Below are 22,151 nucleotides of genomic sequence, written 5' to 3'. Positions count from 1 at the left end.
GGTCGGCGGTGGTGGTGGCGGATCAGGCCCGGGCGCGCAGGGCCAGCTTGGCGTACAGGTCGAGGTGCATGAGGGCCACGTCGAGGCGCTCCCACACGGTGATCTCGCGATCGGCCATCACCTCGCCCGAGTACGCGCCCTCGTCGGTCAGCACCGGGGCCGGGCGGCGGCGGAAGGACGAGGACGCGGGGCTGAGCTCGAAGGCCGTCTGCAGCGCCGTGAGCAGCACCAGCGGGGAGTCCCCGAGCACGTAGGCCTCCCCGGGGTCCATGCCCAGGGCCGACACCTCGGCCGTGACCCGCGAGAGGGCCGCGAACAGGTGCGCGCCGAGCTCCCCGGCGCCCGCCATGTGCACGGTGAGCTCCGCGAACGAGGCGATGGTCTGCCGATAGGCGTCCCGCGGGACCTGCCACAGCTCCACTGCCGAGGCGTTGAGCACCAGGCGCGCGGCGACGGGATCGATCGCGGTGTTGTACTCGACCGGCGGCACGCCCGGCGCGACGGGCGCTGCCGGATGCTCGGCTCCGCCGATCCACACCACGGTGAGGCGCTCGGCGATCTCCGGGGCTGCGGCCAGCGCGCTCGCGATCTCCGTGAGGGAGCCGCCGCAGCACACGTACAGCGGTCGCGGATCCTCCCGCAGCGCCTCGTCGACGATCAAGCGCACGGCCTCGCTGCCGCCGCGCTCGGCGGCGATCACGGCCGCGTCCGCGGACGGCACGGCCTTCTCGGAGCCCGCGACGACGCGCACGTCCTCGCGCCCGGCCAGGCGCAGCACCTCGCGGGCCGCGCCGACGCCCCGCTCGGCGGAGCGGCCCGAGGGGTCGAACGGGTCGCCCTCGCGCAGGTGCGAGGCGATCACGCCGACGAGCTCGACGGAGGGGCTGAGCGCGTGGTGGGCCAGCTGCACGAGGCCGTCGGGGTCGCCGATGTAGTCGTTGTCGCTGATCACGCGCACGCGCGGGCGGATCTCGGGCATCTGGGGCAGGGCGGCCTGCGCGGTCGCCGGGGCGGTGGTGGTGTCGGTGACGGCGGGGTTCTGGGCGCTCATCGGTTCTCCTCCGGGGAGTGATCAGGGGCAGGGGCGATGGAAGACGCGGGATCGGGCTCGGCGACCGGTGCGGCCTCCGCGAGGCGCTCGGCCAGCGCGCGCTCGAGGCCCAGCAGGGGCTCGACGGCGCAGTCGCCCGACGCCTCGGGCCCGCCCAGGCGTATGCCGCGCCCCTCGGCGGTCTCCCAGGCGGGCCAGCCCGGCTTGCCGTCGGCGATGAAGCGCACCCACGCGCCGTGGACCGCATCGGCCAGCTCCTGCGGCGGCTGCTCGCCGCACAGCGCCGTGACGTGCTCGGCCGCGGTGCCCAGGGCGTCGAAGACGAAGGGCACGTCGATGCAGTGGCTCGCGGTGCCCCCGCGCGGCGCGAAGCGCAGGTCGTAGACGAAGATGGGGCCCGCGCTGCGGTCGGCCACCTCGAGCAGCGGCAGGCGGAACGTGCCCAGGGTGATGATCCCGCCCAGGGCGTCCGCCGCTGGGTGCCCGCGGTTGAGCTCGGTGACCAGACGCCCGGCGAGATCCCCGACCACGGTGGAGCCCAGGGCCTCGACGACGTCGGCGCCGCCGAGCATCCCTGCGAGAGCGCCGCCCGCCATCGAGAACTCATCGGCCACGGCCCCCGCCAGCAGCGGGCGCCGCGCCGGCGGGTCGGCCAGGGCGTCCAGGATCTCCCGGGGCAGGATCTCGTCGTCGGCCACGGGGTAGAAGGCCAGGCCCGGCATGTCCGCGCCCGCGAGGTTCTCCGCCACCCAGTCGGCCAGCGGCGCCGCGGAGGCGGCCGCCGCCTGCTGGGCCGCGGCGCCGAGCTCGCCCTCGAGGGCGGCCTGCGCCGCGTCGATCGCCGCATCGTCCAGGGTCGCGAGACCCTCGAGGGTCGGCTCGACGCCCGCGATCTGCGCGAGGCGCGCGGTGCGCTCCCGCGCGGTCTCGAGCGGCATGCGTCGCAGCGCACCGGACTGGGAGATCCCGGCGCGGAACAGGCCCTCGGCGGCGGGGGAGGCCAGCAGGGCCAGGACGGAGCCGCCGCCGGCGCTCTGGCCGGCGATGGTCACGCGCTCCGGGTCCCCGCCGAAGGCGCCGATCGCACGGCGCACCCAGGTCAGGGCGGCGATCTGGTCGCGCAGTCCGCGGTTGTCGGGGGCGCCGGGCACGGAGCCGAAGCCGTCCAGGCCCAGGCGGTAGGAGATCGTCACGGTCACGATGCCGTCGCGGGCGAACGCCGCCCCGTCGTACCAGGGGCTCGCGGCGCTGCCGGCCCTGTAGCCGCCGCCGTGGATCCACACGAGCACCGGCAGGCGGGCGCCCTCGCGCTCGGCGTCGGCCAGCGGTGGGGTGAACACGTTGACGCTCAGGGTCTCGGTGCCGGGGATCGTCGGCTCGGGGATGGCGGTGACCTCGCCGAACGGCACCCGCTGCGGGGTCGGGCCGTAGGCGGAGGCATCGCGGGGCTCGGTCCACGGCGCGGGCTCCTGCGGGGCCGCGAAGCGCAGGGCGCCCTGGGGCGGCGCCGCGAACGGGATGCCGCAGAAGGCGTCGGAGGTGAAGCCCCGCGGGTCCTCGCGTCGGTGGGGGTGGTGGTCATGATTCCTCCGTGCCGGTCGGGCGGGTCGTGCTGGTCGTGCGGGTCGTGCCGGTCGTGCGGGGCGAGGCCGACGGCCGCGATGCCGCGGACGGCTCCGGCGACCGGGGTGCGGCGTCGGAGTCGGGCGCGTCGGTGATGAGCAGGGCCGTGTCCCACGGTCCCAGGACGATCGGGGCGCCCGCGGCGAGCTCGACGGAGGTGCCGTCGGGCTGTCGTCGCGTGCAGGCGGTCGGGGCGCCCACCTCGGCAGGCTCCCACGACCAGTTGTGGAGGGCGTGCAGCACGCGCCCGTCGCGCAGGCGCGCCGCGCTGTGCGAGAGCGTCGGATGCGCGCGCTCCACCGGCCCGTCACCGCCCTCCGGTGCCGGGGCGAGACCGGCGATCGTGCTCCGCCACGGGTCCTCCGGCAACGATGTGCGCGCGATCCAGCGGGCGAGAGAGGCCGACAGCGGCCGGTCGGGCACGCAGCCGATGGTCGTCACGCGGCCTTCCCCGCAGCGGGCGGTGGTCACGGCGGCGAAGCGCCCCAGGAACGGGTCGTCCCCGTAACCGGCGAGCACCTCGGCGCCCTCGGTCTCGAGGCAGTCGGCGTACCAGAGCGCGCCGCCCGCGATGGTCGGGCGAGAACCCGCAGCCTCCTCCACCGGGGCCTGGCCACCCGTCGCGGGACCGGCATCAGCATGCGCACCGCCCACCGCGGTCGGGCGCCGCACCGCCGTGGACTCCGTGTACCGCACGCCGGCCGGGCCTCGCAGGGCCCCCGGCAGCACCTCGGCGCGCACCACGGCGTCCTCATCGGCCACGCCCGTGCGAGGCGTCAGCACCAGGTGCCCGCCCGCCTCCGCGTAGGCGACCAGGTGCGCGAGCAGCGCATCGGAGGCGATGTACAGCGACTGCACGATCAGCACCGGATGCTCCCGCACCATCGCGGCGGGGTCCTCGGGCAGCTGGTGCGGGGCGACGATGTCCGCCGACAGGCCCGCGTCGAACAGGCCCCGGTAGGTCTGCGCGAGCATCTTCTCGGAGGCGTCGCGGTCCCCGAAGAACGTCGCGGTGTCGCCAGCGTGGAACGGCGGCTGGCACTCGATCGCCCAGCGCGAGGGGGCGTCGACCAGGATCGCCACATCGCTCAGCGGCGTCAGGCCCGTGACGTCCTCGCGCAGGGCCGCGAGCTCGGCGCCCACCGCGGCGAGCTCGTCGTAGGCGCGGGCCGGCTGCAGGGAATGGCCCAGCACGCCGGACCAGTAGGTCTCGACGCCGAAGCGGTTGGTGTGCCAGTGCCAGTACTCGACCATCCGGGCGCCGCGCATCAGCAGCGTCCAGACCGCCTGGCGCCGCTGCCCGGGCCACGAGGGCAGCTGATCGGCGGAGAAGCCGATGTTCGTCGCGTTCGTCTCGGTGACCACGAAGGGGCCCTGCTTCATGCCGCGCGCGACGTCCGCGAGGTAGGACGGGTAGGCGGCGCCCGACCACAGGATCCACGCGGGGGCGCCCATCGGGTGCAGCTCGTCGGGCCCCGGCAGGGCGAGCCCCTCCTGGGCCGCGTAGTAGACGTTGGCGCCCGCGACGTCGAGCGGATCGGCGATCACGGTGACGTCCTGGCCGGACTGGTTGGCCGCGATGCAGGTGGTGATGACGTGATGCTCGGGGACCAGGGAGCGCACCAGCTCCGTCTGCCAGCGGATCATGTCGTGGGAGAGCTCGGCCTGCCAGCGCCGCCAGGCGAGGTCGTAGCTGGGGGTGGTGTTGCCCTCGGGCCGCCACAGCTCGTCGAAGTCCGTGAGGCGGTGGGACCAGTAGACGAGCCCCCAGCGCCGGTTCAGCTCCTCGACGTCCCCGCCGAACCGCTTGCGCAGCGACTCCACGAAGCCGCGGAACGCGCCCTCGTTGTGGATCAGCGCGAGACCGGGCTCGTTGTCCACCTGCCAGCCGACGACGGCCGGGTGCTCGCGGTAGCGCTCGACGATCTTCGCGATCACCCGCTCTGCGAGGCGCCGGAACGTCGGGTGGGAGTAGTCGACGTCCTGGCGCGCTCCGTAGGGCTTGGGCGCGCCCGTCGCGAGCTCGAGCGCGGTCTCCGGGTACGCGATCCGCAGCCACGGCGGCACCGCGTAGGTGGGGGTGCCGATGATGACGTCGATGCCGCGCGCATGCGCCGCGTCCAGGACCGGCTCGAGCCAGTCGAGGTCGAACACCCCCTCGCTCGGCTCCCACGTGGACCACACGGATTCGCCCACGCGGATCAGCGTGAAGCCCGCCGCGGCCATGAGGTCCATGTCCTCGTCCAGGCGGTCGCTCAGGTGGTACTCGTGGTAGTAGGCGGCGCCGAAGCCGAGGCGCTCGTCCCACGGGGCGGTGCGCACGGGGTGCGCCGCGCTGGACGTCGGATCGGTGGCGGTCATGGGGTCCTCCTGGAAGGGGCGTTCCCGGTCGGGCGGCGGCGCCCGTCCGGATGCGGGAAGCGGGAGCGGCGCTGCGGGCGCACCGGGGACCGGCGCGCCCGCAGGGGTCAGCGGATGGCGCGTTCGATGTCCTGGCCGCGGCGGCGCAGCGCGAGCACGTCGACCACGCCCTCGCGGGCGTAGGGCCCGCCCACGCGACCGGTGAACGACTCGCACACGTCCGAGCTCAGGAAGCGGCCGTCCACGGAGGCGATGTCGATCCAGCCGTCGGCTCCGCGCACCTGCGCGCGGAGCGTGTCGCAGGAGGCGTTCATGTTCAGCGCCCCGACCACGAAGGGCTCGGCGACGATCCGCAGGGCCAGGCGGGCGAGCGGGCCGTCCGTGGCGTCCCCGTCGGTCCCGGCATCCGGCAGCAGCACCTCCCAGGACTGCGCCAGGGAGTAGGTGTGCATGCTCGCGCGCACGGTCCCCTCTGCGCCGCCCGCCTCGATATCGAGGTGGGAGTGCTCGTCGAAGCGGAGGGAGAGCCCGCCGGCGCCCGCGCGCAGATCCAGCTCGCACTCGAGCTCGAGGCCCTCGGTGCTCTGGCGGATCCCGATGAAGTCCGGGGCGAGGTCCTCCATGCCGACGCCGCGGCCCGTGAGCCGCAGGGCCCCGGGTCGAGCCGCGGCGTCCGCGACCTCCCACGGGAAGCGCCGCACCGCGATCAGCTCGGGGTCGAAGCCCTGCTCGCCCGCGGGGGCGGCACCGCCCAGGTCGACGACGTGCTCGTGCGGCGCGTGGCGGTCGTCCAGGCGCACCGGCTCCGCGTACGGCCAGCCGTCCACCCAGGTCACGGGCACGATGAACGTCTCGCGGCCCATCGGCGCGAACGCCCGGGTGGTCGAGCGCGGACGGGTGCCCAGCAGCACCATCGCCCAGGAGCCGTCGGCCATCTCGATCAGGTCCCCGTGCCCGGTGTTCTGCACGGCCCGGTCGGTGCCGCGGGCGGTCACGAGCGGGTTGTGGGGTGCGCCGGAGAAGGGGCCCGAGGGGGAGGGGCCGCGGGCGATCGTCACGGAGTGGCCGCGCTCGGTGCCGCCCTCGGCGATCATCAGGTACCAGTGCTCGCCGCGGCGGTACAGGTGCGGGGCCTCGGGGAACATGCCCCCGGTGCCGGACCACAGGCGGATCGGCTCGGACAGGGCCTTCCCGGTCTCGGTGTCGATGGTCACCTGGGTGATGCCCAGGTGGTTCAGCTCGCCGGTCTCGTCGTCGAGCATGAAGCCCGACATCGTCACGTAGCAGGTGCGGTCCTCGTCCCAGGCGATGTCCGGGTCGATGCCCAGGGCCTCCATGACCACGCCGTCGGACCAGGTGCCGGCAGGGTCGTCGGCCGTGAACAGCACGTTCCCGCGCCCGGTGCCCAGCATGTCGGGCACCACGAGGTGGAAACGGCCGTCGTGATGGCGGATCGTGGGCGCCCAGGCGCCGCCGCCGGTGGGCACGCCGGGAACGCCCAGCTGGCCCTCGCGGACGGCCACGTGGCCGATCAGCTCGACCTCGCGCAGATCGCGCGAGCGGAAGACCGGGATGCCCGGCAGGTACTCGAAGCTCGAGGTGGCCAGGTAGTACCAGCCGTCGACGAAGCAGACGCTCGGATCCGGGTGGAAGCCGGGGATCAGCGGATTAGGCAGGGCGTCGTTCTCGGCCATGTCAGCGCACCTTCTTGATCGGCAGGACGAGGAGCGAGGCGATGATGACGATCACGATCGCCCGACCCACAGCGAGGAGTAGCCGAAGGCGGCGATGAGGCCCGCGTAGATGATCGGCGAGAGCATCTGGGGCACGTTGTTGGCGATGTTGATGATGCCCAGGCACGTGGCGGCCTCCTCGGGGGAGGGGAGCACGTCGACCACGAGGGCCACGTCCACGGCCATGTAGGCGCCGAAGCCGGCCCCGGCGACCACCGAGTACAGCAGGATGCCGGTGGTGGTGGGCATGAGCAGCGGGAAGATGCAGCCGATGGCGATGAGCAGCGTCGCGATGACGACGAACATCTTGCGGCGCTGGAGCTTGTCGGAGAGCGGGCCGGCGATGAAGGTCGCGACCACGGACGAGGCGGCGTAGACGAGGGACTGCAGGCCCATGAAGCCGCCGGCGGTGACGGGGTCCATGCCCACGTAGCTGAGCAGGATGTAGAACATGTAGCCGGTCAGGCCGATCGCGCCGAGGAACATCGCGAAGCGCTGGGCGAAGGCCCAGGCGAAGTCGGGGTGCAGGCGGGGCGAGACCCAGAAGCCCTTGAGGAAGGAGCCCAGGCGGAAGGGCTCGACCGCGAGGTCCTTCGAGGAGCGGTCCTGGTTGAGCAGGATCAGCAGGGCCGTCGTGATCATCACGGCGAGGGCGACGACGAGGTAGCCCACCCCCATGTTCGCGACGAACTGCCCGGCGATGAGGATGCCGAGCGTCATGCCGACGGTCGAGCCAACGCCCATGAACGCGGAGGCGGTGCCGCGGAAGTCCTCGTCCAGGCGGTCGGAGACGAGCGCGGACAGCGGGCCCTGGAGGCGTTGAGGGAGACCTGAGCGAGCACCCACATGACCGCGATGATCGCGACGCCGCGCCCGATGTGGGGCAGCAGGATCAGCATGATGCCGCCGAGGAAAGCGCCGCCGAGCATCCACGGGGCGCGGCGGCCGAGCTTGGAGCGGGTGCGGTCGGAGAGGGCGCCGACGAGGGGCTGGACGAACATCGTCGCGAAGCTCGAGACCGACGTGACGATCGCGAGGTTCGCCTCCTTGGCCGAGGGGTCCAGCTCGTTGACCTGCGCGGGCAGCAGCACCGAGCCGGCGGCCATGTAGCAGGCGAAGAGGGCGATCGAGGTGATGAGCATCGACCACACGAGCTTGTGGAGCGCGGCGCCGGTCACGTGGTGCTCACCCGCCGGCTCGAGGGTGCGGCTGGTGGGCCCGAGCCCGGAGGTCGCGTTAGGCGGCGTGATGTCGGGGGTGGCGCTGGGGTTCATGGAGGGGGCCTCCGGGTGGTGTCGACGGTGACGGGGATGGCGCTGCGGCGCGCCGGGCGGGGCCACGATGTGGGCCAGGGTTGATCAGAACCGGGAATGACCGGCGCGCGAGAGGAGCACGAGATGAAGCGCGCGACCAGCGCCGACGTGGCAGCATGCGCCGGCGTCTCCCGCGCGACCGTCAGCTACGTGCTCAACGACCGCCCCGGCATCTCGATCCCCGAGGCCACGCGGCAGCGGGTGCGCGAGGCCGCCGCCGCGCTCGACTACGTGCCCAACCACAGCGCCCGCGCCCTGCGCGGACAGGCGCCGCCCGTCATCCTCGTCATCACCCGCTCCATGCCCTTCGGCCGCAACATCGGCGACATCATGGACACCCTCACGGCGCTCGCGACCGCGCGCGGCTTCTCGCTCGTCACCTTCCAGACCGGGTCCTCCAGCAGCCTCGAGCTCACGCTCTCCCACCTGTGGCCGCGCCTGGCCCTCGCCGTCGTCGGGCTCGAGGACGCCGACCGCGAGGTCATCGAGCGCCTCGGCACCCCGTGGGTCGACGGCTGGAGCGGCGTGCAGGAGGTCGCCTCCGGCGCCGCCGTCACCGAGATGCAGGTCGCCGCGCTCGTCGCGGCCGGCCGCACCCGCCTGGCCTACTTCGGGGCCGTCGAGGAGTCCCTGGGGATCTTCGAGGCCGACCGCCGCGCCGGTGTCGCCGCCGCGTGCGCCCGGCGAGGGCTCCCCGTCCCCCGCGAGCACCGCGTGCCGCAGATCCGCGAGGACGCCGACACGGCACTGGGCCCGATCGTCCGCGACTGGGTGCGCGGGCCGGAGCCCGTGGACGGCGTGGTCTGCTACAACGACTTCTGGGCCGGGGCGCTGCTCGCCGCCGCGCACGCCGAGGGCATCCGTGTGCCCGAGGACCTCGCCGTGATCGGCCTCGATGACGAGCCCATGGCCGCGTTCCTCGAGCCGCCGCTCACGACGATCGCCCTGGACGCGCAGGCCATCGCCCATCGCCTGTTCGCGCGGGGCCTGGCGCAGATGGGCGAGAGCGCGACCGGCGACGAGGCGACCGCGGGGCTGCGGATGATCCGCCGGCGCTCGGTCTGAGGGACGCGGCGGCGCTCAGGCCCCGGCGAGGCGCGCGTACCAGGTGCTCAGCACGTCCTCGATCCGACCGTGCACCCGCACGGTCGCGAGCTCGTCCCCACGGGTGGGGCCGTCGTTGACGATGACGACGGGCAGGCCGTCGGCCCGCGCCCTCCGCACGAAGCGCAGCCCCGACATGACCGTGAGGCTCGAGCCGAGGACGAGCAGCGCGCCGCTGTCGGCCACGGCCTCGAAGGCCGCGTCCACCCGGGCGCGCTCGGCGCTCTCCCCGAAGAACACCACGTCGGGCTTGAGCATCCCGCCGCACAGCGCGCACACGGGGTAGCGGAAGTCCGCGGTGCGGTCCACCTCGGCATCGCCGTCGGGCGCCTGCGCGGTCTCGGCCGCGAGCTCGGGCAGTCGCCGCGCGACCTGCGGGTTCATCGTGAGCAGGCGCTCATGGTGCACGGCGCGGGAGATCTTCGCGCCGCAGCCTAAGCAGCGCACCGTATCGAGCCGTCCGTGCAGGTCGATCACCGGATCGGAGCCGGCGGCCTGGTGCAGGGCGTCGACGTTCTGGGTGATGACGGCGGTGAGCGGCACGGCGCGTCCCAGCTGGGCGAGGAGCTCGTGCGCGCGGCCCGGGCGTGCGCGCGTGAAGTGGGACCAGCCGACGGTGGCGCGCGCCCAGTACCGCCGCCGGGCGAGGTCGGAGCCCGTGAACTCCTGGATCGTCATGGGGGAGCGGGGCACGGCATCGGCTCCGCGATAGTCCGGCAGGCCCGCGCCGGTGGACATGCCCGCGCCCGTCAGCACGGCCGCCGGGGAGGCGCGGCGGAGCACGGCGAGCGCCTCGTCGACCACCTCCGGAGCGCTCACGATCCCGTAGCCGCCGCGCGGGTCCGGGCCCCAGGCGGGCAGGCGCGGCAGGCCCCGGGCCACCGCGGCCCCCGGCGCGGTCGCGGTGGCGAACCAGCGCCCGACGTCCGTGCCGCTGGCATCGCCCGTGCTGGCGGCCGGGGCGGGGTTCTGCTCGATCCGGGTCACCGGCCAAGCCTACGGACGCCGCCGCGCGTCCCCGGAGCGGGAGCGCGCGGCGGCGGGCACGGACAGGGCGCGGTCACCGGTGCCGGTGCAGCAGGGCGTCCATCGGCGTGAAGTCGGCGAACTCGGCGTCCAGCCCGGTGGCATCGCCGTCGGCCCCGGACGGCTCGGGCGCCGCCTCCGCGGCGGCGCGAGCGGCCGCGGCGGCGGGAGAGGTCAGCAAGGCGGCGAGCTCGTCGGCGGCGCGGGCGGCGCGCAGGGCCAGCGGCTGCTCGTCGGACTCGTCGGCCTGCATCGCCCCGAAGTCCGAGCTCGCGGCGAACACGCCGGTCGGCACCAGCTGGGCCTTGAGGTAGACGAAGACGGGCCGGATGGCGTGCTCGAGCGCGAGGGCGTGGCGGCTGGTCCCGGCCGTGGCGCCGAGCAGGACCGGCGTGCCGCGCCACAGCTCGGTGTCGAGCGCGTCGACGAACGTCTTGAACAGGCCCGACGGGCCCGTGTTGAAGATCGGCGTCACGGCGATCACGGCATCGGCCGAGCCCAGGGCGTCGATCACCTCCTGCAGGCGGGGCGATGCCACGCGGGACAGCAGCATGTCGGTCGCGTCCCGAGCGATCTCCCGCAGCTCGATCGTGCGGACCTCCACCGCCTTCCCGGCGTGCTCGAGGGCCCGGCGCGTCGCGCCCGAGAGCATGTCGGCGAGCATGCGGGTGGAGCTCGGGGTGGAGAGTCCGGCGGCCAGCACGAGCAGGCGCAGCGGGCGCGCGGCGGCTGCACCGGCGGCGGCGTCCGCGCCCTGCTGCGCGGCGGTCGTCGTCGCGCCCGTCGTGGTCGGGCCCGTCACGTTCCGTCCCGTCGTGGTCGGGCCCGTCACGTTCCGTCCCGTCGTGGTCGGGCTTTCCGTCCTCGGCGTCTCGGTCATCATTCCCTCGCGTCCTCGGCCCGCAGGCCGGTCCAGTTGTCCCCGGTCTCGAAACGGTACGTCGGGTCGAAGGCGCCGCGCTCGGCCTCGGCCGCGGCGACGAGCGAGGCGTGGGTGGGGGCGTCCGGCACGTCGGCGGGGCGGCGGGCGTCGAGCTCGCGGCGAAGGACGGGGACCACCTCGGTGCCCAGCAGCTCGATCTGCTCCATGACGGTCTGGTGCGGCAGTCCCGCGTGGTCCATGAGGAACAGCTGGCGCTGGTAGTCGCCCACGTGGTCGGCCATCGTCAGGTAGCGCTCGATCACCTGATCGGGGGAGCCGACCACCAGCGGGGTCTGCGCGGTGAAGTCCTCGAGCGAGGGGCCGCCGCCGTAGACCGGGGCGCTGTCGAAGTAGGGGCGGAACTCGGCGACGGCCGCCTGGGAGTCCTTGCGCATGAACGCCTGGCCGCCCAGGCCCACGATCGCCTGCTTCGCGCTGCCGTGGCCGTAGTGCTCGAAGCGGCGGCGGTAGAGCTCGACCATCTGCTTCGTGTGGCTCATGGGCCAGAAGATGTTGTTGTGGAAGAAGCCGTCGCCGTAGTACGCGGCCTGCTCGGCGATCTGCGGGGAGCGGATCGAGCCGTGCCACACGAACGGAGGCACGCCGTCGAGGGGGCGCGGGGTGGAGGTGAACTGCTGCAGCGGCGTGCGGAACTCGCCCTGCCAGTCGACCACGTCCTCGCGCCACAGGCGGTGCAGCAGCTCGTAGTTCTCGATCGCGAGCTCGAGGCCCTTGCGGATGTCCTGCCCGAACCACGGGTAGACCGGGCCGGTGTTGCCGCGGCCCATGACGAGGTCCACGCGGCCCTCGGTGAGGTGCTGCAGCATCGCGTAGTCCTCGGCGATCTTCACCGGGTCGTTGGTGGTGATGAGCGTCGTCGCGGTCGAGAGGATGATCTTCTCGGTGCGCGCGCCGATGTAGGCGAGCGTGGTGGTGGGGGAGCTGGTCACGAACGGCGGGTTGTGGTGCTCGCCCAGGGCGAAGGCGTCCAGGCCCACCTGCTCGGCGAGCTCGGCCTCGGCGATCATGGTCTTCAGGCGCTCGTGCTCGGTGGGAACGCGGCCGGTCGTGGGATCGCGGGTGATGTCCGCGATGGTGAAGATGCCGAACTGCATGGTGCGCCTCCTGGTGCGTCGTCCTCGATGATCGCGCTCGGGGTGGGTGCCCGATGCGGCGTTCCCGATGCCGCATGCACGACACGGTGCGCTGAATGCGGCGTGCTCGGTGCATCCTGCGCGTCGCCTGCTGCTCCGTGCTGTGCAGTCCGCGGCGCGATCCGTTAGGGGAAAACTAAACTAACCTGCGCCCGATAGCAAGAGGCGTGTTCGCCGGGGCACACGGCGGACAGTGCGGGACCATCGGCTTCCGCGCGAGTGAGGCATGCCTTACCCTTTTTCGCATGACCGTCTGTTCGCTTCTCGACGCACCGCTCCACCGGGACCTCGACATCGAGGCCCTCCCGGCGGACATCGGCCTGCGCCGCCGTCTCCTCGAGCTCGGCGTGCGCCGGGGAGCGCCGATCAGCGCCGTCCAGCGGACCGCCGGCGGCGGGCTCCTGCTGCGGACGGGCCCGAGCCGCGTCGCGATCGACCGCGCCACCTGCGCGGGCATCACCGTGTGCCTCGCGAGCGCCGACGGCACCTGCCTCGCCGCCTCCGGCGCCGCGGACGCGACCGGGAGCCCGATGTGCGCCGGCGGCACCGGCGCGGTCGCCGCCCACCGGGCGGACGCGGGCACCGGCGAGCCGAGCGCGAACGCCGCGGCCCGTGCCTGAGACCGTCCAGTCCTCCTGCCACGGCGGCGGCTCCGTCGCCCCCACCGCGGGCGCGCCCACGGTCGCGTTCATCGGCTGCCCCAACGTCGGCAAGACCACCCTGTTCAACGCCGTGACGGGCCTGCGCCGCAGCGTCGGCAACTGGCCCGGCACCACCGTCGAGACCGGTCGGGGCCGCTGGCACGTGGGCGACGAGCGCGTCGACGTGATCGACCTGCCCGGCACCTACTCGCTGGACCCGCAGTCGCCCGACGAGGCCCTGACCCGCTCGATCCTGGTCGACGCCCCCGCCGCGGAGCGCCCCGCCGCCGTCGTCATCGCCGCCGATGCCGTCGACCCCGCCCGCTCCCTCTACCTGTGCGCGCAGGTGCGCGAGCTCGACCTCCCCGTCGTCGTGGCCCTGACCATGAACGACGTGGCCGCCCGGCGCGGAGCCGCCGTCGACGCCGAGGCGCTCGCCGCGGGCCTCGGCTGTCCCGTCGTCGCCGTGGACCCGCGCCGGGGGACCGGCGTCGAGGAGCTCGCCGCCGCCGTCGCCGACGCCCTGCGCAGCCGCACCATGGCGCCGCGCCCGACCGACGCCCCGGCGGACGATGAGCTCGCCGCGATGGACGATCGCTTCGCGTGGATCGAGGCCGCGCTCGCCCCGGCGCTCGCCGGCTCGCCGGGCACAGGCGACGGCCCGGCCCGGCCCTCGGCCAGCGAGCGGATCGACCGCATCGTGCTCCACCCGATCGCCGGACCGCTCGTGTTCCTCGCGGCGATGTGGGCGGTGTTCCAGCTGACCACCATCGTGGCCGCGCCCCTGCAGGACGGCCTCGACGCCCTGTTCAGCGGCCCCGTCACCGACGCGGGCGCGGCGCTGCTCGCGGCTCTGGGCATCGACCACCCCCTCGTCACCGGGCTCGTGCTCAACGGCCTCGTCGCGGGCGTCGGGATGCTGCTGACCTTCGCCCCGCTCATGGCGATCATGTTCGCGCTGCTCGCCGCGCTCGAGGACTCCGGGTACATGGCCCGCGCCGCCGTCGTCGCCGATCGCGCCATGCGCGCCCTCGGGCTGCCGGGGCGGGCGTTCCTGCCCCTCATCGTCGGCTTCGGGTGCAACGTCCCGGCGATCTCGGCGACCCGCGTGCTGTCGGACACGCGCCAGCGGATCCTCACTGCCCTGCTCGTGCCCTTCACCTCATGTTCGGCGCGCCTGACCGTGTACGTGATGCTCGCCGGAACGTTCTTCCCCGAGCATGCCGGGACCGTCGTGTTCGCGATGTACGTCATCTCGATCCTGCTGGTGATCGCGACCGGGTTCGCGCTGCGACGCACGCTGTGGCGCACGATGGGCTCGGCGCCGCTGGTCATGGACCTGCCCCCCTACCAGGTGCCCTCGCCGCGGATCCTCGCCGCGGGCACCTGGGTGCGCCTGCACGGCTTCCTGCAGACCGCCGGGGGCGTGATCGTCGCGACCGTCATCGTGGTCTTCGCGCTGCAGTCGATCCCCGCGACCGGGGACCATGCGCTCGGTGAGGTCCCGCCGGAGGACTCGCTGTACGCCGCGGGCGCCCAGGCGGTCGCCCCGGTGCTCGCGCCCGCCGGCTTCGGCGACTGGCGCACCGCCGGGACCCTCGTGACCGGCTTCGTGGCCAAGGAGGCCGTCATCTCGTCCTGGGCGCAGACCTACGCGCTCGAGGACCCCAGCTCCCTGGACGCCCGCGAGCAGGGCTCCTCGCCGCTCGCGGTGCAGCTGCGCGCGACCTTCGCGGACTCCTCCGGCGGGCACACCGGCCCCGCGGTCTGGGCCTTCCTCGTGTTCCTCCTCGCCTACACGCCGTGCGTGGCGACCCTCGCCGCCCAGCGCCGCGAGATCGGCCTGCGCTGGACCGTCTTCGGGGTCGCGATGCAGCTGTGCATCGCATGGACCCTCGCGGTCGCCGTGTTCCAGATCGGCAGGCTGATCTGGTGACCGGGGTCCGGGCGCGAGGACCCGCCACCCGGGTGATGGCCGCCGTCCGCGACGGCGCGTCGACCCCGCCGATGATCGCGCAGGCCACCGACCTGCCCGTACCGGTGGTGCGGGCCGTGCTCGTGCAGCTCGAGCGCACGGGCGCGCTCACGGTCTCGAGCACCGGCGCGGGCTGCGCGTCCGGAGGCTGCGGCTCCTGCCCCGTCGCGGCCGCCGGCCCGGCGCCGTGCGCGAGCCGCGCGCCCGACGGCGCCCGCGTGCTGGAGCTGCGGGCACGCTGAGAGTGCGTTCTGGCGGGGTCGCGCTCCCCGTTCCTGCTCGAACCGGTGCACTCCCGCCGCATGTCCCGCGAGCCCGCGCCCCCGTTACCGCAGGCGGCGCGCGTGCGCCCTCGGAGGATGACCTGCTGCCTCAGGCGACGAGCTCGTCGGGGGCGGAGAACGTCGCGCAGCGCCCGGTGACGCCGGGATCGTCGTAGCCCGCCCGCGCCCATCGCGCCTGGGTGGCGCCGGATCCGTGAGCGGGATCGGGGCGGTACGTCTCGGCGTCGACCATGTGCTCGTAGAACCCCTGGGTGACCTGCGGCGACCCGTCGAGGAGGCCGTGCGTGCTCGCGCCCAGGCAGGTGGCCATCGACTCCAGGCGGCGCGTGAGCTCGGGCTCGGCCTCGGGGTGATCCGCGGTGTACGCGTGCACGGCGCCAGCCAGACCCGTCAGGGACTGCAGGTGATGGCCGTACTCGTGGGTGACGGCCGCGACGAGCAGGAGGTCGCCGATGTCCGGCACCTCGGCGTCCTGCCGGGCGGCGGCGGGGGAGACGTAGATGGTCCGATCGGCCTCGCAGTACGCGGCGGGGACCACGGTCTCGGCCTGCTCGCACTGGCCGGGACTGGTCTGGGCCGGATCGAGCACGCGCACCGCGACCGGGCTGAACTCCAGCCCCGCGCGCTGGACCGGTCCCTGCCAGGCGCGGTCCAGGCAGGAGGTCAGAACCGTCAGCCTCTGCTCGAGCGCGGGCGTCGAGCCGGTCGGATCGGGTGCGGGCAGGTCGCACCGCGTGCGCTCGGGGACGCCGAGCCCGGTGATCGGGCTGCGGACCAGGTCCAGCCAGGCCGCATCGTCCGCGTGCGAGGTCGGCACGGTGCCCGGCGCCACCGAGGCCGCGCTGCCGGCGATGGCGCTCGTGCCGGAACCTGCGCCGTCGGCATGCTGGCGCGGGCTCGTGGTCGAGGCGTACGGGGCGGCGAGGTCGTCGAGATGCCCCAGGAACGCCAACCCCGTGAGGCCGACGACGCACAGGCCGGTCAGGACTGCTGCGCACAGGACCAGCGCCGGGTGACGATGCGTCGCCTCGGCGCCGTGTGCGAGGTGTCGGCCCTGGGGTCTCATGGTCCTTCTGCGCGGTCGTGTCGCGGCGCACGGACGGTCTCCGGGCCTCGGCGCCAGCGTACTCAGAGGGAGGGGGCCGGGGGTGCGATTGCCCAGGCGGGCGGTCGGCTGCGGGCGGCCCGCTGGCACGCCGCCCGGGTGCGCTCACGAGCGTCTGGCGTCCAGAAGATGCAGTGAGACGGCATGCGCCCTGCAATATCCGGGGCGCATGCCGCTGGGGAGCATGTTCTGGACGCGCACGCCGAAGCCGGGGTGCGGCGCGGGGGAATGGAAGCGCTCGAGCTGCGTCGGAGCCTGGGTGCGAGGTGCCTCGAGCTGAGGCGGAACCCGGGCCGCGGTATCAGGGGCCCGGGCGGGCGGTCCGGCCGCACAGGCGTCTCCCGGTGCCGCGAGCCGCACTCCCGACATGCCGAACGCCCCCTGGCCTGCGATCGTTATCGCAGGTCAGGGGGCGTTTCCCGGGCGGAGGATGGGGGATTTGAACCCCCGAGGGCTTTCACCCAACACGCGTTCCAGGCGTGCGCACTAGGCCGCTATGCGAATCCTCCAGGCGCTCCGAAGAGCAGGCATCAGACTACAGGATGCCGTCGCGGATCGCCCAGCTCGGCCCCGGGACGGGTGCATCTCACATTCGCAGCGTTGTGCCGGAGCCGAGGCGGGGCCCGTCGTCGGACCGGAACCTGCGCTGGGGTCGGAACCCGGGCCGGATGCGACGACGCCCGGCCCCCGAGCGCGGACCGGGCGCTCACGTCGATCAGGGGAGGGGTCTCAGTCGAGATCCTCCGGGTGGCGTGCGACGTTGACGACGGCGGCGGCGAGGCCGCCCCAGACGCCGCCGATCGCGACGATCATCATGACGATGGCAGATGCCGACATGGGAACTCCTTGCTGGAAGCCGGTCCGGGGACCGGGGAGGGAGGGGCTGGGCGACGGCGCCGTCCGTCCGTGCGCGCGTCGGCTGCACGGGTCGGACTGCGCAGTCCGGCGGGTCAGCGCACCGCAGCGGCGGCGTGCCCGTGGGGACGCATCTGGTGGGGGTTGTCGGTGCCCGCGTCGTCCAGGCCCACGCCCCGGACCACCTCGGGGGCGACCTCGTCGCCGTCCGAGTCGGCCTTGTCGAGGTGGGAGCGCTGCGACCACGGCAGCATCGACAGGATGATCGCGACCACGATCAGCGCGGCCGCCATGCCCCAGCCGAGGAGGCCGACGAACCATCCGGGGTAGCCGCCGTACGGCGCACCGGTGGCCAGCAGCTCCTTGGTCGCGAAGAACACCGAGACGGCCAGCACGATCGGGTCGATGATCGCGACGCACAGCATCCAGATCGTGCCGACCTTGAAGCTGCCGCGGTGGTTGAGGTGATCGCGCAGCGTGGGGAGCCCGCGCAGCACCCACGCGAAGATAATCGTCGAGACGAGGGCCGCCGCGACGATGCCGTACTGGTTCACGAAGGCGTCGAGCGTGTCGAGGATCGGCAGGCCCTGGCTCGTGGAGAACAGCAGCGTGGAGACGATCGCCAGCGGCACGACCACGATCACCGAGGCCGCCGCACGCGTGGTGCCGAACTTGTCGTGGACGGCGGAGATGACGACCTCGACGATCGAGATCAGCGAGGTGAAGCCCGCGAGCACGAGCGAGCCGAAGAAGAGCACGCCGATCAGCGCGCCGCCGGGAGCCTCGCCGATGATCGTCGGGAAGGCGATGAACGCCAGGCCGACGCCGTCGGAGACGACCTCGGAGACCTCGACGCCCTGGGCCTGGGCCATGAAGCCCAGCGCCGCGAAGACGCCGATGCCCGCGAGGATCTCGAAACCCGAGTTGGCGAAGCCCACCACGAGGCCCGAGCCCGTGAGGTCCGACTTCTTCTTCAGGTAGGAGGCGTAGGTGAGCATGATCCCGAAGGCCACGGACAGGGAGAAGAAGATCTGCCCGTAGGCCGCGACCCACACCTGCCCGTTCAGCAGCGCGCCCCAGTTCGGGGTGAACAGGGCATCGAGGCCCTCGAGGGCGCCGGGCAGGAACAGGGCCCGGATCACGAGCACCAGGAACATGACGACCAGCAGCGGGATGAAGACCATCGAGGTCTTGGCCACGCCGTTCTCCACGCCCAGGACCATCGTGGCGAGCACGGCGACCCAGACGACGACGATCGAGATGAAGATGGGCCAGATGATCTGGCCGGTCAGCCCGGAGGCCTCGGGGGCCGGGGCCTGGGTGAACTCGCCGAAGAACGCCGCGGCGTCGTCGCCCCAGGACTGCTTGAGCGAGAAGAAGATGTAGTCGCCGGCCCACGCGAGGATCAGCGCGTAGTAGGCCGCGATGACGACGCAGATGAGCACCTGCCACCAGCCGATGAACTCGGTCCAGCGCTTGACGCGGCGCCAGGCCAGCGGGGCGGAGCCGCGCCAGCGATGGCCGATCGCGTAGTCGAGGAACAGCAGCGGGATGCCCGCCGTCATGAGCGCGACGAGGTAGGGGATCATGAACGCGCCGCCGCCGTTCTCGTAGGCCACGGCGGGGAAGCGCCAGATGTTGCCCAGGCCGACGGCCGAGCCGATCGCGGCGAAGATGAACGCCGAGCGGCCCGAGAAGGCGCCGCGGTCCGCGGTCGCCGTGTGCGCGGGGGCGTCGGGAGTGGTGGAGGAGGACATGCGAGAGCCTTTCGGCCGGGCGTGGAAGGACTGGGACGGTCCAGGGTAAGGAGGGGTCCGCGCTTTGCACCCCTCGTGCTCGGAATCCGGACACACGACGGCGGGCACCGGACGCTGCCGGTGCCCGCCGTCGGGCTGTCGCCGCAGGGGGCGGAGGTCGCCGAGGCGACCGCAGGGGCGATCAGGAGCGGGAACTGCCGCCGGTGATGTCGTCGAGCTCCGCGCCGCTCTGCCCCTGGCGGACCAGGCCGTCGGCCCGGTGCTCCCAGAAGTCGGCGTTGCGGATCCCGAGGGGCCGCGGATCGAACTGCGGGTCCAGGCCCTCCTTCTTCTGGCGCTGGTAGTCCTTGAAGGCCTTGAGGGCGGGGCCCTGCATGATCAGGATCGCGACGATGTTCAGCCATGCCATCGCGCCCACGCCGATGTCGCCGAGCGCCCAGGCGGCGCCCGTGGTGGTCACCGCGCCGTTGACGACGGAGATGAGCACGAGGGCCTGCAGGAGGTGCAGGACCACGCGGCGGGCCGTGCGGTTGGGGATCCAGCGGGAGAGGTAGGCGAGGTTGACCTCGGCCATGTAGTAGTACGCGACGATCGTGGTGAAGGCGAAGAACAGCAGGGCGATCGCCACGAAGGTCGGGCCCATGCCAGAGAAGACGGTGTCGAAGCCGAACTGCGCGAACTCGGGACCGTAGTCGACGTCCGCCGGGACCTTGCCCTCGTAGATCGTGGGGCCGGTGTCGCCCTCGGGGCCGTACACGCGATACATGTCGGTGGAGATGATGAGGAACGCGGTGGCGGTGCAGACGAACAGGGTGTCGATGTACACGGCGAAGGCCTGCGCGAATCCCTGCTTGGCGGGGTGGGAGACCTCGGCCGCCGCGGCGGCGTGGGGGCCGGTGCCCTGGCCCGCCTCGTTGGAGTAGAGGCCGCGCTTGACGCCCATCTCGACGGCCTTGCCGACGATCGCGCCGAAGACCGCGTGGGCGCCGAAGGCCGACGAGAAGATCATCCCGAACACGTGGGGGATCTGGTCGACGTTGATGAGGAACACGATCAGCGCCGCAATGATGTAGAGCACCGCCATGACGGGAACGACCATCACGGCGAAGGTCGCGATGCGCTTGACGCCGCCGATCACGATGAACGCGAGCACGATCACGAGGGCGACCGCCGTGATCCAGTGGGGCAGGTTCCACGCGGCGAACATCGACGAGGCGATGCCGTTGGCCTGGACGCCCGGCAGGAAGTAGCACATCGCGAAGATGGTGACGACGGCGAAGACGATCGCGTAGACGAGGAACAGCGGTCCGGCAGCGGTGTGCTTGTAGGCCTTCTCGATGTAGTACGCCGGTCCGCCGCGGTACTCGCCGGTGTCGACGTCCTTCTCCTTGTAGATCTGCCCCAGCGTGCACTCGATGAACGAGGTCGCGGCGCCGAGGAAGGCGACGGTCCACATCCAGAACACGGCCCCGGGGCCTCCGATCGCGATCGCCGTGGCGACGCCGCCGATGTTGCCCATGCCCACGCGTCCCGCGAGGGACATCATGAGCGACTGGAAGGACGAGGTGCCGTCCTGGGAGGCCTCGCCGTCGCGGAGCTGGGCGAGCATGTCGGGGATGCAGCGCACCTGCAGGAACACGGTGCGCAGACTGAAGTAGAGGCCCGCCAGGAGGCAGAGCAGGACGAGCGGGAGCGACCAGATGAGGCCGTTCGCGCCGTCGATGAGGTTCTGGATCACGAGGACTCCTCGAGTGGAGGGGGCGACGGAGGGCCGCGCACCGGGGATGGTCGCTGCCCTTGCTGCCGTCGGGGATGGGGGGAGTGCGTGCGAGGGGGCTCGCACGGCGGGTCGGCAGCTCGAGAGGGCTCGAGTGGCCGGGGTCACAGACTGCTCGGTGGATAACGTAGTGCACTGAGCGCATCGCGCGGCGCAATCGGTCAAGCCGTGTCCGAACGGTGACCTTCGTCGGGCACGCGACCCGTTGCGGGCTCGCGGGAGGGCCGTGGCGTTGGGTAGACTCCACAGCGACCCCTCGTGCGGTGTCATCTCGCTGAACTCCCCCAGGGCCTGACGGCAGCAAGGGCAGGCGGGCTCTGGCAGGTGCACGGGGGGTCGTCGCCTGCCCGGGGTGCTGTCGTGCGCTCGGCGGGGGGCCATCCGCGCCAGGACGGACGCGGTGGTCGGAGCGAGCGCGACCACGCCGATGCGTGCGCGATCCCGCACGAGCCGCATCGGGTTATCCCCCGGGCGATCGGAGGGAGCGCCGGATGCCGCGGCGCCGCGTCCGCGGGAAGCATCGACGGCGGGGCCGCACGGGTCCTGATGACCCGCCGAGGAGACCAGATGCATCTCGCCCCGAGCGCCCCCGCTCCTGTCCGCCGCCCGGCGCCGGAACCGGTCGGTCGCCCCGTTCCGGATTCCGTCGCAGGCCGTGGCCCCGGGCCGATCGCGCTGATGCGGGTGCTCGGCTTCGCCGTGCTCGCGATCGGGGCCTCGACCCTGCTGTCGGTCCCGTTCGCCCTCGGGCCGGTGCCCGAGGAGGCGCTGGGCCTGGCGGTACCGCTGGCGCAGCTGACACCGCTGCTCGCGGTGCTCGCCGTCCGTCGTCGTGATCAGCGCCTGCGGGACGCCCTCGGGCTCGTGGTCCGAGACCGTCGGCGCCTGCTGATCGGCCTCGCCGCCGCCCTCGCCGCGTTCGCGCTCGTCCCCGTGCTGCGGATCCTGCTCGGCGCCGTGACGGGGGCGAGCCTGTGGGCCCCGTCGGGCTCCCTGCTCGCCGTGGCGCTCGCCGTCCCCGTCGTGGCCGTGATGCAGTCGCTGTTCGCGTTCGGAGAGGAGACCGCCTGGCGCGGCTGGCTGCACGAGAGTCTCGCGCCTCGGGGGTTCTGGGCGGCGGCGCTGTGGACCTCGGCGCTGTGGGCGCTGTAGCACCTGCCGATCGTCCTCGCTCTCGGCTTCAGCGTGCGCGATGCGACCGCCTACCTCCTGGCCGTCTTCGCCGTCGGCCCGCTGCTCGCGGCCCTGCGCGAGGCGGGTGCCAGCGTATGGCCTGCTGTGCTCGGCCACGGCCTGCTCAACTCGCTGCGCGTGGCCCTCGAGCAGAACCTCACCGTGCCGCTCGAGGAGCGTCCCGCCTCCGGCTGGCTGCTGCTCGAGCTGGTCGCATGCGTGCTGTGGCTCGGGGCCGCGGTCGCGGTGCGTCGGCTCGCCGTCTCCAGGGTCGGGCGCTGAGCATCTCCGAGTGCG

Annotated in this window: 18 protein-coding genes, 1 tRNA gene, 1 other RNA gene and 1 pseudogene; 7 read left to right on the top strand and 14 right to left on the bottom strand. The window is 73.3% G+C overall.

Annotation, left to right across the window (positions count from 1 at the left end; all coding sequences use genetic code 11):
• Positions 1 to 22: 22 nt before the first annotated feature.
• The 6 genes and pseudogenes from FM110_RS05160 to FM110_RS05135 form a co-directional block, all read right to left on the bottom strand.
• The gene (locus tag FM110_RS05160) at positions 23 to 1,051 is read right to left on the bottom strand and encodes a nucleoside hydrolase (RefSeq protein ID WP_200810172.1); all 1,029 of its coding nucleotides are present in this window, start codon (positions 1,049 to 1,051) and stop codon (positions 23 to 25) included.
• A pseudogene (locus FM110_RS05155) lies at positions 1,048 to 2,580 on the bottom strand (carboxylesterase/lipase family protein); the annotation flags it as partial. The pseudogene FM110_RS05155 and the gene FM110_RS05160, both read right to left, overlap by 4 nt.
• 49 nt (positions 2,581 to 2,629) lie before the next feature.
• Complete coding sequence (locus tag FM110_RS05150; protein WP_087103279.1) at positions 2,630 to 5,035, bottom strand: beta-galactosidase; 2,406 nt, start codon at positions 5,033 to 5,035, stop codon at positions 2,630 to 2,632.
• 107 nt (positions 5,036 to 5,142) lie between these two features.
• Entirely contained in the window at positions 5,143 to 6,729 is a 1,587-nt protein-coding gene (locus FM110_RS05145; RefSeq protein ID WP_087103277.1) for a glycoside hydrolase family 43 protein, read from the bottom strand.
• Between the two features lie 51 nt (positions 6,730 to 6,780).
• Positions 6,781 to 7,512: an MFS transporter gene (locus tag FM110_RS05140; protein ID WP_087103275.1), complete on the bottom strand. Its 732-nt coding sequence runs from the start codon at positions 7,510 to 7,512 to the stop codon at positions 6,781 to 6,783.
• Positions 7,485 to 8,042, bottom strand: a complete 558-nt coding sequence (locus FM110_RS05135) for an MFS transporter (protein ID WP_087103273.1) — start codon at positions 8,040 to 8,042, stop codon at positions 7,485 to 7,487. Before FM110_RS05135 ends, FM110_RS05140 begins: the two co-directional genes overlap by 28 nt.
• A gap of 123 nt (positions 8,043 to 8,165) precedes the next feature.
• On the opposite strand from FM110_RS05135, the gene FM110_RS05130 reads away from it, so the two are divergent.
• A complete protein-coding gene (locus tag FM110_RS05130) occupies positions 8,166 to 9,146 on the top strand; it encodes a LacI family DNA-binding transcriptional regulator (protein WP_159457981.1) in 981 nt (326 codons plus the stop codon).
• Between the two features lie 15 nt (positions 9,147 to 9,161).
• Here FM110_RS05130 and FM110_RS05125 read toward each other — a convergent pair whose 3' ends face one another.
• The 3 genes from FM110_RS05125 to FM110_RS05115 form a co-directional block, all read right to left on the bottom strand.
• A complete protein-coding gene (locus tag FM110_RS05125; RefSeq protein WP_234991920.1) occupies positions 9,162 to 10,172 on the bottom strand; it encodes a Sir2 family NAD-dependent protein deacetylase in 1,011 nt (336 codons plus the stop codon).
• Between the two features lie 73 nt (positions 10,173 to 10,245).
• Positions 10,246 to 11,013, bottom strand: coding sequence for a CE1759 family FMN reductase (locus FM110_RS05120; RefSeq protein WP_234991919.1), 768 nt, complete (start codon positions 11,011 to 11,013; stop codon positions 10,246 to 10,248).
• Between the two features lie 77 nt (positions 11,014 to 11,090).
• A complete protein-coding gene (locus FM110_RS05115) occupies positions 11,091 to 12,248 on the bottom strand; it encodes an LLM class flavin-dependent oxidoreductase (protein WP_087103269.1) in 1,158 nt (385 codons plus the stop codon).
• 284 nt (positions 12,249 to 12,532) lie between these two features.
• On the opposite strand from FM110_RS05115, the gene FM110_RS05110 reads away from it, so the two are divergent.
• From FM110_RS05110 to FM110_RS05100, 3 genes are read left to right on the top strand one after another with little or no spacing between them, the layout of a single operon-like run.
• A complete protein-coding gene (locus FM110_RS05110) occupies positions 12,533 to 12,907 on the top strand; it encodes a FeoA family protein (protein WP_087103267.1) in 375 nt (124 codons plus the stop codon).
• Entirely contained in the window at positions 12,900 to 14,864 is a 1,965-nt protein-coding gene (gene feoB / locus FM110_RS05105) for a ferrous iron transport protein B (RefSeq protein WP_087103265.1), read from the top strand. The genes FM110_RS05110 and feoB overlap by 8 nt, the downstream gene beginning before the upstream one ends.
• Positions 14,861 to 15,145 carry a hypothetical protein gene (locus FM110_RS05100; protein WP_143276276.1) on the top strand — a complete coding sequence of 95 codons (285 nt, stop codon included), beginning with the start codon at positions 14,861 to 14,863 and terminating at the stop codon, positions 15,143 to 15,145. The genes feoB and FM110_RS05100 overlap by 4 nt, the downstream gene beginning before the upstream one ends.
• 130 nt (positions 15,146 to 15,275) lie before the next feature.
• On the opposite strand, the gene FM110_RS05095 is transcribed toward FM110_RS05100, so the two are convergent.
• The 5 genes from FM110_RS05095 to FM110_RS05075 all read right to left on the bottom strand — a co-directional run bounded on the left by FM110_RS05095 (position 15,276) and on the right by FM110_RS05075 (position 20,642).
• Positions 15,276 to 16,253 carry a neutral zinc metallopeptidase gene (locus FM110_RS05095; protein ID WP_087103261.1) on the bottom strand — a complete coding sequence of 326 codons (978 nt, stop codon included), beginning with the start codon at positions 16,251 to 16,253 and terminating at the stop codon, positions 15,276 to 15,278.
• 463 nt (positions 16,254 to 16,716) lie between these two features.
• Positions 16,717 to 16,801, bottom strand: a tRNA-Ser gene (locus tag FM110_RS05090).
• Between the two features lie 220 nt (positions 16,802 to 17,021).
• Positions 17,022 to 17,129, bottom strand: coding sequence for a methionine/alanine import family NSS transporter small subunit (locus FM110_RS05085; protein ID WP_087103259.1), 108 nt, complete (start codon positions 17,127 to 17,129; stop codon positions 17,022 to 17,024).
• Between the two features lie 113 nt (positions 17,130 to 17,242).
• Positions 17,243 to 18,904: a sodium-dependent transporter gene (locus FM110_RS05080; RefSeq protein WP_087103257.1), complete on the bottom strand. Its 1,662-nt coding sequence runs from the start codon at positions 18,902 to 18,904 to the stop codon at positions 17,243 to 17,245.
• Positions 18,905 to 19,085: 181 nt separating this feature from the next.
• Positions 19,086 to 20,642: an alanine/glycine:cation symporter family protein gene (locus tag FM110_RS05075; RefSeq protein ID WP_087103255.1), complete on the bottom strand. Its 1,557-nt coding sequence runs from the start codon at positions 20,640 to 20,642 to the stop codon at positions 19,086 to 19,088.
• 286 nt (positions 20,643 to 20,928) lie between these two features.
• Between FM110_RS05075 and ffs the strand changes: the two genes are divergently transcribed.
• From ffs to FM110_RS05060, 3 genes are all read left to right on the top strand, one after another.
• Positions 20,929 to 21,025, top strand: an RNA gene (gene ffs / locus FM110_RS05070) — signal recognition particle sRNA small type.
• A 223-nt stretch (positions 21,026 to 21,248) separates the two neighbouring features.
• A complete protein-coding gene (locus FM110_RS05065; protein ID WP_143276274.1) occupies positions 21,249 to 21,833 on the top strand; it encodes a type II CAAX prenyl endopeptidase Rce1 family protein in 585 nt (194 codons plus the stop codon).
• Between the two features lie 33 nt (positions 21,834 to 21,866).
• On the top strand, positions 21,867 to 22,136 hold the full coding sequence (locus FM110_RS05060; RefSeq protein WP_087103251.1) for a hypothetical protein: 270 nt from the start codon (positions 21,867 to 21,869) through the stop codon (positions 22,134 to 22,136).
• Positions 22,137 to 22,151 lie beyond the last annotated feature (15 nt).

Source organism: Brachybacterium nesterenkovii, assembly GCF_900163655.1.
Classification (GTDB): domain Bacteria; phylum Actinomycetota; class Actinomycetes; order Actinomycetales; family Dermabacteraceae; genus Brachybacterium; species Brachybacterium nesterenkovii.
Note: the sequence above shows the minus strand (reverse complement) of the source record. Positions and strands in the feature narration are given on the sequence as shown.

Coding starts and splice junctions, on each gene's coding strand:
- FM110_RS05160 (WP_200810172.1), bottom strand. CDS start 1,051: ATGAGCGCCCAGAACCCCGCCGTCACCGACACCACCACCGCCCCGGCG.
- FM110_RS05150 (WP_087103279.1), bottom strand. CDS start 5,035: ATGACCGCCACCGATCCGACGTCCAGCGCGGCGCACCCCGTGCGCACC.
- FM110_RS05145 (WP_087103277.1), bottom strand. CDS start 6,729: ATGGCCGAGAACGACGCCCTGCCTAATCCGCTGATCCCCGGCTTCCAC.
- FM110_RS05140 (WP_087103275.1), bottom strand. CDS start 7,512: ATGGGCGTTGGCTCGACCGTCGGCATGACGCTCGGCATCCTCATCGCC.
- FM110_RS05135 (WP_087103273.1), bottom strand. CDS start 8,042: ATGAACCCCAGCGCCACCCCCGACATCACGCCGCCTAACGCGACCTCC.
- FM110_RS05130 (WP_159457981.1), top strand. CDS start 8,166: ATGAAGCGCGCGACCAGCGCCGACGTGGCAGCATGCGCCGGCGTCTCC.
- FM110_RS05115 (WP_087103269.1), bottom strand. CDS start 12,248: ATGCAGTTCGGCATCTTCACCATCGCGGACATCACCCGCGATCCCACG.
- FM110_RS05110 (WP_087103267.1), top strand. CDS start 12,533: ATGACCGTCTGTTCGCTTCTCGACGCACCGCTCCACCGGGACCTCGAC.
- FM110_RS05095 (WP_087103261.1), bottom strand. CDS start 16,253: ATGAGACCCCAGGGCCGACACCTCGCACACGGCGCCGAGGCGACGCAT.
- FM110_RS05085 (WP_087103259.1), bottom strand. CDS start 17,129: ATGTCGGCATCTGCCATCGTCATGATGATCGTCGCGATCGGCGGCGTC.
- FM110_RS05080 (WP_087103257.1), bottom strand. CDS start 18,904: ATGTCCTCCTCCACCACTCCCGACGCCCCCGCGCACACGGCGACCGCG.
- FM110_RS05065 (WP_143276274.1), top strand. CDS start 21,249: ATGCATCTCGCCCCGAGCGCCCCCGCTCCTGTCCGCCGCCCGGCGCCG.